This is a genomic window from Pseudoduganella sp. (assembly GCF_041914865.1).
In the GTDB taxonomy this organism is placed as follows: Bacteria; Pseudomonadota; Gammaproteobacteria; order Burkholderiales; family Burkholderiaceae_D; genus Rugamonas.
Genome location: NZ_JAYSCO010000028.1, coordinates 54,368 through 65,581 on the forward strand (window position 1 = coordinate 54,368; position 11,214 = coordinate 65,581).

Here is an 11,214-nt window from a genome sequence, read left to right on the forward strand (position 1 = left end):
ACTTTATCAGGTTGCGGCGGCCCAAAGAAGCGCTGCGACCGCGAAAAATACCACCCACGACAAATGCCGCCCGCGCGTGAAGTACAGCGGGAACAGGCCGGAGACCAGCGCCACGACGCTGAATGCCTGCAGCACCGTGCGCGTTTGCAGCGCTTCGCCCGACGCTTGCAGGATGAGGATGGCGATCCCCCACCAGACAACAGTCAGCAGGTGCCAGACAAACCGCAAGGTGCCCGTGGTGAAGTCGGTACTCCCGAGCACCTTGGGCAAATTATCGCGCCGGAAAAGCCGCATCAGGATATAGCGCTCCCCCAGGTAGGAGTGGGCGACGCCAGTAAGGAACAGCAGCACAACGGCGGCGATCAGCATAGGCTTCATGGCATAACGAGGCTGAGCCACATGCCCAGCACCGCGAGGAAGTTGATGGTGAAAACAAGGCCGCGCAGCCGGACGTTTTTGGTGAGGACCTGCACGCCGGTATGCGCGATGCGGCCGGCGATGAAAGTCCACGCCAGATAGACGTGCAGCGGCTGCACCGCGTGCTGCACCAGCAGCAGCAGGCAAGCCGAGTAAAAGAACAGCGGCCATTCGAACTGGTTCGACAGGTTGGCGCTGATCCTCGGTTCATAGGCCGCCCACGGGTTGCTGCCGTCGGGGCGGCGGCCCAGTCCCCATATCGCCGGCGCGCGCGCCACCGTCAGCAGCGTGTACAGGATGGCAGCCAGGCCGACATGCGCCGCCATCGGGTAAATCAGCGGATCAGCCATCCAGTTCCTCGAAGTTCAGCTCCACGCCGTTGCCGGCGGGGTCGGTGAAGAAGATCTGCAGCACCTGGGTTTCCGGCACCAGCGCCGTCCGGTACGGGACGCCGCGCTGCGCCAACTCGCGCTCGTACGCCGCGCGGCCGCTGCATCGGAAAGCCGCGTGGTCAAAGGTGCCGTGCGGCGCCCCTTCCCGCTCTTCGCCCGGGCGCGCTTCGGACAAATGCAGCACGGCTTGCGGCCCGGCGTAGAGCCAGTAGCCGAAGCTCTTGAACGGCGGCCGGACGCCCGGCTGCAGGCCGACCACGTCGCGGTAAAAGTCCCGCAGCTCATCCAGCAGCGCACGCGGCGCGCGCAGGTTGTAATGACTGAATCCGAGTGCTGGCATTCCTTACCCCGTAACTGAAATGACAATTAAAATACCACGCATCCTGCCAACCTGAGGAACCGAAATGTCAAAACTGAACATCTTGTTTGCACTGGCCGGCCTGTTCTGCGCGTTCGATGCCAATGCGCAGAACGCGCGGCCAAAGGCGGACTGCATCAAGGTTTGCGTTGGCGAAAAGGAGATGAACTGGCTGTTTCGCCCGGCGCACCTGGCCCGCATGAAAAAAATCCAGGACGCCAGGAGGGACGCGACTGATCCGGCGCACCTCGCAGCGCTTCAAAAAGAAGAGGCCGAGGAACTCGAGCGCTATGCGGATAAAGTACAGGACGTTTGCGAGAACATCTGCAGAAACAATCCGCCCTGACCTGATCTGTACTAAATGCGACTTTATCGGGCGTTGCTTGTCAGATGAGATAGAGTTTGGTCCTATCCCATTTAACTTGATCAGATGAAGCAGCTCACCATAGTTTTGGTCGATCCTCCCGATGAAGAAGCGACGTCGGTCACACTACGCAGCGACAAGGGCGAAATTGTCGCATTTTGTTATCCCTGCGATTTAAAGGCGGGAGACGTCATCGAAAATCGATTGACCGTCTTGGATGCAGAAGTCACTGCCACATACCTACCTGATTGGCCTGACGATGAAAAGGAAGCTCTGTCCAATGAGTGGATCGAACGCATCGGGCATTATGCATATCGGGGCCGTGGGCGTGTGATCAATCAGGAGGATGGCCTAGTCGAAGTACAAGGATTTCTGATCGAAATGGGCGCACTGTCCTATGGCCACGTCGATTTCGAAATCACTCGCTTTGACGTGTCTAGATGAACGTCTCGGAAAAAATGTCTTGCCCCAACCTTCTGATGAAGAATTCAACGTTTCTGACCATAATAGTCGTAAGTTTGGCATTTCTAAGCTGTCCCGCTTTCGCCGCCGACAAAGCGAGTTGTATTATTTTCGATGGAAATCCCGTAGCTGTGAAATACGCTTCCGGCAAGCTGAAACGCCTGCCAAGTCAGGATGCGAATGATGTGGAACGTCTGCTTGAACTTGAGGCTGTGTCCGCTTTGATAAAGGAGTCGCAGCTAAGTTCTCTGTCCCAGGCCATGCCGGCGTCTGTCCGAATTTCGCCACCGCGCATGACGGAGTATGGTGTGGCCATGTTTGAAGTTTTGACGGACAGCCCTGACATGCAGCGCATACGAACGCCGAATTTGGTCTGGTCAGGGCCACCACTGTTTCGTCAGGTCAGACTTGACCTCCCAGGTGCTCGTGCTCAGCTGAAGCGCTCATTAATCGCCCGATCGCACAGGGTGCTCCAGTCCAAACTCGATTTCCGGTCTTACGAACCGGTAGGCCGACGGCTCAAGCTCGACGGCCCCGTGAAAGTTCGGGACTATGGCCGAACCGCTAGCGCTCCTCATCTAGCTTTCGTAGCCATTACATGGCGCATCAAAGATTTGCCGGAAACCCTTTCTGACCATGGGATGGATTCATTGGCTCCATTTTTCCGAGTCGAGTATGTCGTCGATACCCGAACTGGTAAGCCGATTTATCGCAACACGACGAACGTAGGGGGCATTGAAGACTGGGATTTACGCCTCTTCAAGGAACCCAATGGTCCCTTAATGATGGCGGTGACGATCAAGTGCAGTGACGGGGCGGAACCGTTTATCCTTGATCTGGAAAATGAATCATATGGAACAGTCGGCAGCAACGATGTGCCTGAAGTCGCTCACTGTTTTCCTGCACAATGACCGGTTTAAAAGCATGATTGCCAGCAGTCTATGCCAACAATCTTTTTCGAGTAAAGCATGAGTCTTGGACGGTTGACTGGTAAAGAGATGGATGCATTCGAGCGTATATGGACTCGCATAACGCTTGCCTCAGGAGTGACGCTGGTCGCAGCGCTTGTAGTAGTTGGCGTCTTCTGGGGTGACAGGGCAATTATGCTCTTCGGTGGCGCGGTTGCAACCGCGTCGATAGCCGTACTGTTGATTGCCGCCGCAAAGCTGCGTGAGTTGGGACGTGGATTGGGTGGGTCAGATCGCGACGAGCGCGGCAATATGCACTCGGCACTTCAGAGCCTGGACGATTGATAGCAGCTGCGGGTAGAAGCTGGCGTTTTCTGCGCCGGAACGACTCTTCAGAATCTCAGGGATGGTAGGCCAGGAGTTAAGAAACCTAAGTCTGAGCCAGTACACCTGGTCAGGCATTGACCCAGTCCAACGCTTCCCGTTCGCTCTCGATAATCCGCATCTCGACGGCCTTGCCGTTGCGGAAGGTGTAGGCTGCGGCGTGCCGCCCGTCGCGCCATTCCGTTTCGCTTTTCAGGCGCACGTGGATCTTCAGGAATGCCACGATCTTGTCGCCGGCAACGACGAAGCGCTCCGGCTCGCAACTGCCTTCCGCCCATTTGCTGCGCGCTTGCGCAAAGTGGGCGCGCACCACGTCACGGCCACGATAAATGCCCCCGCCGGGGCTGTCGGGAAACTCGATCCAGACAATCTCCGGGTCAAAGTCCTTCACCACGGCCTCGATATCGCCGCGGTTCAATGCCGCGTACAGCTCACGTAGTGCGTCGGTACTCATTGCTGCGCTCCTTGCCTGCGGGCCCGGACAGAGCCCGCCAGGTCCATTCTGTCGATATCGTCGGTCGACATGATGGGGGCATACATGACGTCCTTCTGGTCGCCGGTACGCTTCCAGCCCATCCGCACTTCGCCGACAGTCCGCACCAGCATCTTGCCGATCCGCATGCCCGCCACCTCCGGCGACGCCGCTGTCCCATTCCGGTTATGCAGCAGGCGCGCAATCGATAATACCGAAGTATTCGCCGCCGGGTTGTGGTGCGCAAACAGGAAGCGGAACGTGCGGTCGGATGAATTGATGTCGCGGTTGGTCAGTACGATGTAGTAGGTGTTCGGTGAGACGTCGTGCAGCGTGGGCGCGATGCGCGCACTGAGGGCCATGAGGTCCTCTGCCGCGTACTGGCCGGTACCGGCGAAGGGCTCCAGCTTGCCGGACGGCGCCCAGAGGGTGGACCTGACCGTCAAGCCGGTTTCCGCGCTCACCCCGCGCGCCATGCGGCCAGCGGCCTGCTCCGCGATGCCGTCGGTGGGGATGATGTACACGTGCACCTTGTCCGCCGGGTTGGCGACAGGGAGATCCTGGTTCTGGGCGCGCGCACCCAGGCAAAAAAGAAATATGAGCAGGAGCCAGTAGCGGATTCGCATGGTCAAAAGATCCCAAATCTCTTCTTGCTCACATCTGCGCGTGCCAGGTCAACGATATCGCTCACCTTCCTCTTGTCGAACAGCGACAGCAATTCGTCGACGCCCTTGCGCAGCTTGAGGTTCATTTCGTTCTCGAACAAGGGCACCACGGCGTAAAACGTGATCTCCTTGCCGGAATCAATTGGCAGCCGGTGGAATGCCTGGGGGGCGCTGATCGAGGGCAGGATGATGGCGCCGCACAGCGCGGTATTCGCGGCATAGGGCTCGGGCGGGTCGCCGTTCGGCACCGTGTGTCCAAAACCCAGCCAGGTGTCGTGCTTGTGCGGCAAACGCGCCAGCATTTTCAGCAGGCGCACCGGCCAATACCATGCCTCGTCCTCGAACGAGGCCTGATCGACTTGCCAGTCGGCAGGCAAGGTCATCATCAGCTCGGCAAAGCGCGGCGCCCCTTCCGGCGTGCGCATCGGCAAGTCGCTCATGCCGGACGTTACCAGGCGATGGAAAGGAAAGTCTTCGCTGGGCTTGACCCAAAAGACATCGATGTGGACGGTGTCAGAGAAAATCTCGTGGAACACCGTTTCCGCCCTGCCCAGGTATTGTTCGATGTGGTCGGAAATTTGCTCGCAACAGTCCTCCCCTTGCGGCGCCTGCCATTCAGACGGGGCGCCATGACGGTAGATGGGCTGGCCGGCAAGCGATACCACGTCGGCGGATCGCACCGTGTCGTCGTTCAGATCCAAAAGATGCTCCTGCAAAAGCGCGCCGACCGAATTATTCAGTTAGCATTTTGCAAATATTAGCATCAGCTGGAAAAACGGGGCAAGCGTCTGCCCCGTGCCGGGTGGGGATTAGTGCAGGAGGACGGGTTGGCTCATCAATGCCTCGTAATTGCCCAGGAATTCATCGATCTCCTCGATGGTGGGCTCGCTGGCAATCAATTCGTTAACGTCGCGGCGGAAGCTCTGTGCCAGGACACCGGCAATGAAAATTTCACGTTTGCCGCCTTTGTCCACGATCTCGTAACCGCCGAAGCGCAAGGCTTCCAGGCTACGGTCCGCGCCAAATTCGACAACACTGTATTGCTCGCTGTTGTAAATGAGGTTCATATGGCTTCCTTCACAGTTCCGTTACCAGTTACCAAACCGAGATGGGGCTGTGGTCGCCGAATTCAAGCGGCCAGTTCAAGCGGCCAGTGTGGGCTCCAGGCGCAGCAGGGCGTCGTACGGGGCCGTGGCAAGCATGGCGCGCAGGCGGTCGACGTGGGTGGCGTCCGCCAGGCTGATAAAGAGCTGCGCCGGGGGACGGCGCAAGAGACGATTCAATGTAACACGTAATACCAGGTTGCCGGCGCAGCATAGGCAGCCGGGGGCGATGCGGTGTACCTGCGGCTGCCATGCCGGCGGGTCACTTTCATCATATACCAATGGGGAATTTCCGTCGGCCAAACCTTCCAGGATGATGGCGGTGGGCTGCCCAGGCGACAAAACGGCCGCGATCGCGTTTTCACGCGCCGCGGCCGTCGGGCCGATAACCAGGGTGGTAGCGGTCAAGCCTGGTTCTTCTTGGACAGCTTGCCCGGCTCCACGCCCAGCTGCTTGAGCTTGCGGTACAGGTGGGTGCGTTCCAGCCCGGTCTTCTCGGCCACGCGGGTCATGCTGCCGCCTTCGCGGCCCAGGTGGTGTTCGAAGTACATGCGCTCGAAGGCGTCGCGCGCTTCGCGCAGCGGCAGGTCGAACGACAGGTTGAAAATCGGGTTGTCGCCGTTCACCGCGCGCGCCATGCCCAGGTTATGGGTCACCGGTGGCTGCGCCACCTGCGCCTGGCCGAAGGCGCTGCTTTCCTCGACCGGCGCCGGCATGACCGGGCGCGCCGCCATCACGGGGGCACGCACCGCTTCCTGGGCGCGGCTCAGGCCAGCTTGCACTGCTTTCAGCAGCTTTTGCATGGCGATCGGCTTTTCCAGGAAGTTCATTGCGCCGATACGCGTCGCCTCGACGGCGGTATCGATGGTCGCGTGGCCGGACATCATGATGACCGGCATGGTCAGCAGGCCGTCGCGCTGCCATTCCTTAAGCAGCGTCACGCCGTCCGTATCCGGCATCCAGATATCCAGCAGGACCAGATCGGGCGCCCCGGCAGCACGCGCCTGGCGTGCCTGCTGGGCGTTTTCCGCCAGCGTGACCGCGTGGCCTTCGTCGCCCAGGATTTCCGAGAGCAACTCCCGAATGCCCATTTCATCATCAACTACGAGAATGTTTGCCATGTATCCCTTGCCCCTTCCCTCTTTTTTATCGCTTTCTACGCAGGCATTCTATACCTGTCGGCGCGACAATGATTTTATTAGTCCAACAATATTATGCCAACTACACCGGCGCCAACTTTAACAGCAAAATCAGCACCGACGCACCACTTCTATCGTCACGGTTCTGGATATCGATCCGGCCCCCGTGTTCCTCGATAATCTTTTTCACCATCGCCAGGCCCAGACCGGTGCCTTTCGCCTTCGACGTCACGTACGGTTCGAAGGCATTGGCCAGTATCTTGGGCGCGAATCCGGGGCCATTGTCCGAGATTGAGAGGCGCACTGCAATACGCGTGCCGCCATCTGCGCTCTGGTAGATGATGCCCTCGGTGACCACGTCGATGCGCGGCTCGGCGTCTTCAGGAGGGTGCTCCTGCAGCGCGTCCTGCGCATTTTGCAGCAGGTTGTGGATTACCTGGCGCAATTGTGTCTCGTCGCCCATGACCATGGGCAGGGCCGGCGCCAGGTTGGCGTGGATGATGTCGTTGCCCTCCCCGCTGATGTACAGGTGCAGGATCTCCTCGACCAGCGAGTTCAGGTCCAGCGGCTGCAGCACGGCAGGCGGGGTGCGGGCGTAATCGCGGAAGTCGTCGACCATGCGTTTCATGGCGGCGACCTGGTTGACGATGGTGCTGGAGGCTTTGTTGAGCAACTCCACATCGGGGCCCGACAGCTTGGATTCAAGCTTCATTTGCAGGCGTTCGGCCGACAGCTGGATAGGCGTCAGCGGGTTCTTGATTTCGTGCGCCAGGCGGCGCGCCACCTCGCCCCAGGCGATCGAGCGCTGGGCCGAGATCACGTCGGTGATATCGTCGAACACGACGATGTAGCCGGCGCCGGTTTCCAGCGGCAGGCGCGAGCCGCGCGTCAGCAGGATCAGCTCATTCTCGTCCGGGCTGCCGGGCGGGCGCGGGATCTCGATCTGGCGCTGCCAGTGCAGGCGCGCCACGTTGCGGCCGGCGGCGGTCTGCGCGCTCTGCGCCGAGAAGGCGTTGATGATGGCGGCGGCGAATTCCTGCATGCCCTCCACCTGCGCCAGCGGCTGGCCGATCAGGGTGACGCCGGCGTGCTGCAGGATGCGTTCGACCGAGTCGTTGCAGGTGACCAGGCGGAATTCGGAATCGAGCACCATCACGCCCGCCGACATATTGGCCAGCACCGATTCCAGGTGGGCCTTGGCGTTCTGCAGCGCTATTCGATTACGTTCGACGGCGCTGCGCGCTTCGGACAGCTGGCGCGTCATGGTGTTGAAGGATTGGGTCAGGGTGCCCAGTTCGTCCGAACTGGCCACGATCGGGCGCGGCGACAGGTCGCCCTCGGCCACGGCGCGGGTGCCTTCGGCCAGCAGCAGCAGGGGCTGGGCCAGGTCGTTGGCGATCAGGAAGGCGGCGGCGATGGCGCCGAACACTGCCAGCAGCAGGGTCAGGGTCAGCGTCTCGGTGTACATCTTGCGCAGGCCCTCGCGCGCCACAAAGCGCTCCTTGTACTCGGAGAAGGCGGTGCGCAGCATTTCGCCGTTGCTGGCCAGCTTCTGCGGCACGGCCTGGATGATCTGCAGGTAGCGCGGCGCCAGGTGGGCGCCGGACGGCTGCACGGGGTCGGGAATGGCCATCAGCACGCGCAGGCGCAGCACGCTGTTGGCGTCCGGCGGCGCCGGCGGCGGCGCGCCCACGCGGTCGTCGCGCAGCTCGCCGCCGCCTTCGTAGGCGGCGTAGGACGGCTCGTCCTTGGCCTTGTTCAGCATGGCGGCGCTGGGCAGGTCGGCCGACAGGTTGACGCGCCGTTCGCCCATGGCCGATACGATCAGGCCGCCGTCCGCATCGACGATGATCGCGCTCTGCGTGCCGGGATGGCGGCGCACGAAGCGCGCCAGCGTGGCCGGGGCGGCGTAGAACGGGTCTTCCGCCAGCTGGCGCACGGTGCCGCGCGCCTGGGCTTCCAGTTCGGCCAGCGAGTCGTCCAGGGCGGAGCGGCCCAGGTCCAGGCCGGCGTCCAGCGCCTCCTCCACCCGCACGTTGAACCAGGAATCGATCGAGTGCGACACGAACTGCACCGACACCAGGAAGATCACCAGGCCGGGCAGCACGCCGATGGCGGCAAACAGCACCACCAGCCGGGTCATCAGCTTGGAGCCGAACTTGCCGCTCTTGTAGCGCGAATAGAGGCGGAACAGCGACACGCCCACCAGCAGCACCAGCGCCACCGCGACGGAGGCGTTCAGGCCGAGCAGCCAGCCGTAATAGCGGTCGAAAAAGCCGGAGTTGTCGGAGGCGGAGGCGAGCAGGAACAGCAATATGCTGCAGATCGCGCCAGCGACGACAAACAGGTACCTGAGGGCAGACTTCACTTACTCAGCCCTGTACTGGAAGGTTTTTTTGCTGGACGACAGGCGCCACTCGCTGTTGTTGAAGGCGTTGACCTGGATCGGCTTGGGCAGGTAGTCCTTGTCCATGCCCATGCGCAGGGTCACGTTGTACGTTTCGCCCACCTTCAGGGCGCCGCGCGGCGCGACCACCCAGCGGGTCGGGCGGCGGATGAAAAACAGGGCCTCGTCCAGCGTGGCGAAGGGCTGGGCCACGGAGCCGATGATCTTGACATGGTACTGGCGCGTCAGCACGTCGTACCACAGCTTGTGGGTGCGCTTGGCGGTGACGGCTTTTTCGTCGAACCAGTACCAGCGCGGGCGGGTGAAGCTGATTTCGGTGGTGAAGTGCAGCGAGACGCCCGACTGCACGGCGTCTTCCAGGCCGTGGCTCAGGTCGAACGCGTAGGCGGCGGACAGGCGGTAGCCCTCCTCTGCCGCCTCGATATAGGCGCGCGTGATCTCCACCGTTTCATCGGCGGCACGGGCGGCGTGCGGCAACGCACACGCAAGCGTTAACAGCAACTGCCAGCAAAGGAGTCGAAAAAATCTTTGGATCACTTGCCTGGTGCTCGTCAAAGGGTTACGCATCTTTCCGGAACAATGCGTAGAACAATCCATCGTGATCCTGCTCGGCGCCGCCCAGGGGCAGCAATTGGCCGGGTGCATCGAGGCGGGTGGCGCGGTTGCGCACCGCGAAAGCGGCCGCCTGTGCCTCGGACTCCTGCGGCCACAACGAACATGTCACGAACAGCAATTTACCACCGGGGGCGAGCATTTTCCAAAGATTGTCGAGAATTTGCGACGAAAGTGTTGCAAGTTGACGGGTGTCGCTCTTGCGGCGCAGCCAGCGGATATCCGGGTGGCGGCGCACGATGCCAGAGGCGGTGCAGGGCACGTCGGCCAGGATGCGGTCGAACGGCTGGCCGTCCCACCAGGCGTCGGTCTGGGCTTCGGCCGGCTGCAGTTTGGCCTGCAATTGCAGGCGGTCGAGGTTTTCCTGCACGCGCTGCAGGCGCTTCGGGTCGGCGTCCAGGGCGGTCAGGTCGACATCGGCCAGTTCCAGCACGTGGCAGGTCTTGCCGCCCGGGGCGGCGCAGGCGTCCAGCACGCGCATGCCGTCTTGCACGTCCAGCAGCGGGGCTGCCAGCTGCGCGCCGGCGTCTTGCACCGATACGTCGCCCTCGGCGAAACCGGGGATCTGCTGCACCGGCACCGGCTTGGCCAGGCGGATGGCCGAGGGGCCAATCTGCTGCGCTTCGATGCCTTCTTGCGCCAGGCGGGCCAGGTAATCCTGCACGCTGGTGCGGCGCACGTTCACGCGCAGGGTCAACGGCGGGGCTTCATTGCCCGCTGCCAGCAGCTGCTCCCATTGCTTCGGGTAGGCCGTGATGACGGCGTCGATCCACCATTGCGGGTAGTTATATCTGGCTTCCGGATGCTCCAGCGCTTCTTCCAGCAGGTCGTCCTTCTCGCGCAGGAAGCGGCGCAGCAGGGCGTTGACCATGTTCTTGGCGCGCGCGGTGTCCGGGTGCGAGCCGGCGGCCGTTACGGCCTGGTCGACCACGGTGAACGCTTCGTAAGGCGCCGGGCTGCCGTCGGCCGGCACGATCAGCGGCAGGGCTGCCGACAGCAGGGCTGCCACCATCGGGTCCGGGGCTTTCTCGGCCATGAAGCTGACCAGCCTTTCGCTCAGCGCCAGCTGGCGCATGGCGCGGTAGGCGATGTCCTGGATCGCGCCGCGGGCTTGCGGGGTGGCGTTGTTGTTGGCAAAAATGCCAGCCAGCGCTTGCGGCAGCGCCATGCCTTGCTGGACTTGTACGGTGGCGCTGGCGGCGCCCAGCAGGGCGAAGGCCAGCGAGTCCTGTTTCAGTTCGGCTTTGAAGTCGGTCTGGACGCGGGGTTTCAGGTCGCGGTGGTGGCTTTCGCGCATGGCGGGTTTGCTTGTTGGGCGCTGCGCTGGCGGCGCGTCTGCCCCTCCGGCCGCAGGCTTGCGGGCGGCCCAAGGCGAGCCAGAGCCCGCGCCTTCGCCACGGCCGAAGCCGCGTTGCCCGCTGTCCGAACGCGAATCGTTGCGGAAATCGCCACCTTCGCGGCCAAAGCGACGCTGGCCGCCTTCGCTGCGACCGTCTTCGCGCGGACCACGGCCTTCGCCGCCGCCGAAACG

At 62.0% G+C, this 11,214-nt stretch carries 16 protein-coding genes; 4 read left to right on the forward strand and 12 right to left on the reverse strand.

What is annotated here, in order from left to right:
* Positions 1-6: 6 nt before the first annotated feature.
* The 3 genes from ACE3TQ_RS14665 to ACE3TQ_RS14675 are packed head-to-tail and all read right to left on the reverse strand — an operon-like array spanning position 7 to position 1,149.
* Entirely contained in the window at positions 7-369 is a 363-nt protein-coding gene (locus tag ACE3TQ_RS14665; protein ID WP_374583018.1) for a hypothetical protein, read from the reverse strand.
* Between the two features lie 5 nt (positions 370-374).
* Positions 375-767, reverse strand: coding sequence for an MAPEG family protein (locus ACE3TQ_RS14670; RefSeq protein ID WP_374583019.1), 393 nt, complete (start codon positions 765-767; stop codon positions 375-377).
* Positions 760-1,149 (reverse strand): VOC family protein, encoded by a 390-nt coding sequence (locus tag ACE3TQ_RS14675; RefSeq protein WP_374583020.1) that lies wholly within the window; start codon positions 1,147-1,149, stop codon positions 760-762. The genes ACE3TQ_RS14670 and ACE3TQ_RS14675 overlap by 8 nt, the downstream gene beginning before the upstream one ends.
* A gap of 64 nt (positions 1,150-1,213) precedes the next feature.
* On the opposite strand from ACE3TQ_RS14675, the gene ACE3TQ_RS14680 reads away from it, so the two are divergent.
* From ACE3TQ_RS14680 to ACE3TQ_RS14695, 4 genes are all read left to right on the forward strand, one after another.
* Entirely contained in the window at positions 1,214-1,513 is a 300-nt protein-coding gene (locus ACE3TQ_RS14680; RefSeq protein WP_374583021.1) for a hypothetical protein, read from the forward strand.
* An 84-nt stretch (positions 1,514-1,597) separates the two neighbouring features.
* Positions 1,598-1,975 (forward strand): hypothetical protein, encoded by a 378-nt coding sequence (locus ACE3TQ_RS14685; RefSeq protein ID WP_374583022.1) that lies wholly within the window; start codon positions 1,598-1,600, stop codon positions 1,973-1,975.
* Positions 1,972-2,904, forward strand: a complete 933-nt coding sequence (locus ACE3TQ_RS14690; RefSeq protein WP_374583023.1) for a hypothetical protein — start codon at positions 1,972-1,974, stop codon at positions 2,902-2,904. The genes ACE3TQ_RS14685 and ACE3TQ_RS14690 overlap by 4 nt, the downstream gene beginning before the upstream one ends.
* A gap of 57 nt (positions 2,905-2,961) precedes the next feature.
* Entirely contained in the window at positions 2,962-3,246 is a 285-nt protein-coding gene (locus ACE3TQ_RS14695; protein ID WP_374583025.1) for a hypothetical protein, read from the forward strand.
* 109 nt (positions 3,247-3,355) lie between these two features.
* Here the strand turns inward: ACE3TQ_RS14695 and ACE3TQ_RS14700 are convergent, their stop codons facing one another.
* From ACE3TQ_RS14700 to rsmB, 9 genes are all read right to left on the reverse strand, one after another.
* Complete coding sequence (locus ACE3TQ_RS14700) at positions 3,356-3,739, reverse strand: nuclear transport factor 2 family protein (protein WP_374583026.1); 384 nt, start codon at positions 3,737-3,739, stop codon at positions 3,356-3,358.
* The gene (locus ACE3TQ_RS14705; RefSeq protein ID WP_374583027.1) at positions 3,736-4,383 is read right to left on the reverse strand and encodes a hypothetical protein; all 648 of its coding nucleotides are present in this window, start codon (positions 4,381-4,383) and stop codon (positions 3,736-3,738) included. The genes ACE3TQ_RS14700 and ACE3TQ_RS14705 overlap by 4 nt, the downstream gene beginning before the upstream one ends.
* Positions 4,384-4,385: 2 nt before the next feature.
* Positions 4,386-5,123, reverse strand: coding sequence for a suppressor of fused domain protein (locus tag ACE3TQ_RS14710; RefSeq protein WP_374583028.1), 738 nt, complete (start codon positions 5,121-5,123; stop codon positions 4,386-4,388).
* Between the two features lie 108 nt (positions 5,124-5,231).
* Positions 5,232-5,489 (reverse strand): DUF3567 domain-containing protein, encoded by a 258-nt coding sequence (locus ACE3TQ_RS14715; protein ID WP_161027559.1) that lies wholly within the window; start codon positions 5,487-5,489, stop codon positions 5,232-5,234.
* Positions 5,490-5,564: 75 nt separating this feature from the next.
* On the reverse strand, positions 5,565-5,933 hold the full coding sequence (locus ACE3TQ_RS14720; protein ID WP_374583029.1) for a GTPase: 369 nt from the start codon (positions 5,931-5,933) through the stop codon (positions 5,565-5,567).
* A complete protein-coding gene (locus ACE3TQ_RS14725) occupies positions 5,930-6,646 on the reverse strand; it encodes a response regulator (protein ID WP_374583030.1) in 717 nt (238 codons plus the stop codon). Before ACE3TQ_RS14725 ends, ACE3TQ_RS14720 begins: the two co-directional genes overlap by 4 nt.
* Positions 6,647-6,746: 100 nt before the next feature.
* Positions 6,747-9,032 carry an ATP-binding protein gene (locus tag ACE3TQ_RS14730; RefSeq protein WP_374583031.1) on the reverse strand — a complete coding sequence of 762 codons (2,286 nt, stop codon included), beginning with the start codon at positions 9,030-9,032 and terminating at the stop codon, positions 6,747-6,749.
* Complete coding sequence (locus tag ACE3TQ_RS14735) at positions 9,033-9,548, reverse strand: DUF4390 domain-containing protein (RefSeq protein WP_374583032.1); 516 nt, start codon at positions 9,546-9,548, stop codon at positions 9,033-9,035.
* An 82-nt stretch (positions 9,549-9,630) separates the two neighbouring features.
* Positions 9,631-10,980, reverse strand: a complete 1,350-nt coding sequence (gene rsmB / locus ACE3TQ_RS14740) for a 16S rRNA (cytosine(967)-C(5))-methyltransferase RsmB (protein WP_374583033.1) — start codon at positions 10,978-10,980, stop codon at positions 9,631-9,633.
* Positions 10,981-11,214 lie beyond the last annotated feature (234 nt).

What these genes read in the sequence shown, in the direction of transcription:
- ACE3TQ_RS14665 (WP_374583018.1), bottom strand. Translation starts at nt 369, where the DNA reads ATGCTGATCGCCGCCGTTGTGCTGCTGTTCCTTACTGGCGTCGCCCAC.
- ACE3TQ_RS14670 (WP_374583019.1), bottom strand. Translation starts at nt 767, where the DNA reads ATGGCTGATCCGCTGATTTACCCGATGGCGGCGCATGTCGGCCTGGCT.
- ACE3TQ_RS14675 (WP_374583020.1), bottom strand. Translation starts at nt 1,149, where the DNA reads ATGCCAGCACTCGGATTCAGTCATTACAACCTGCGCGCGCCGCGTGCG.
- ACE3TQ_RS14680 (WP_374583021.1), top strand. Translation starts at nt 1,214, where the DNA reads ATGTCAAAACTGAACATCTTGTTTGCACTGGCCGGCCTGTTCTGCGCG.
- ACE3TQ_RS14685 (WP_374583022.1), top strand. Translation starts at nt 1,598, where the DNA reads ATGAAGCAGCTCACCATAGTTTTGGTCGATCCTCCCGATGAAGAAGCG.
- ACE3TQ_RS14690 (WP_374583023.1), top strand. Translation starts at nt 1,972, where the DNA reads ATGAACGTCTCGGAAAAAATGTCTTGCCCCAACCTTCTGATGAAGAAT.
- ACE3TQ_RS14695 (WP_374583025.1), top strand. Translation starts at nt 2,962, where the DNA reads ATGAGTCTTGGACGGTTGACTGGTAAAGAGATGGATGCATTCGAGCGT.
- ACE3TQ_RS14700 (WP_374583026.1), bottom strand. Translation starts at nt 3,739, where the DNA reads ATGAGTACCGACGCACTACGTGAGCTGTACGCGGCATTGAACCGCGGC.
- ACE3TQ_RS14705 (WP_374583027.1), bottom strand. Translation starts at nt 4,383, where the DNA reads ATGCGAATCCGCTACTGGCTCCTGCTCATATTTCTTTTTTGCCTGGGT.
- ACE3TQ_RS14715 (WP_161027559.1), bottom strand. Translation starts at nt 5,489, where the DNA reads ATGAACCTCATTTACAACAGCGAGCAATACAGTGTTGTCGAATTTGGC.
- ACE3TQ_RS14725 (WP_374583030.1), bottom strand. Translation starts at nt 6,646, where the DNA reads ATGGCAAACATTCTCGTAGTTGATGATGAAATGGGCATTCGGGAGTTG.
- rsmB (WP_374583033.1), bottom strand. Translation starts at nt 10,980, where the DNA reads ATGCGCGAAAGCCACCACCGCGACCTGAAACCCCGCGTCCAGACCGAC.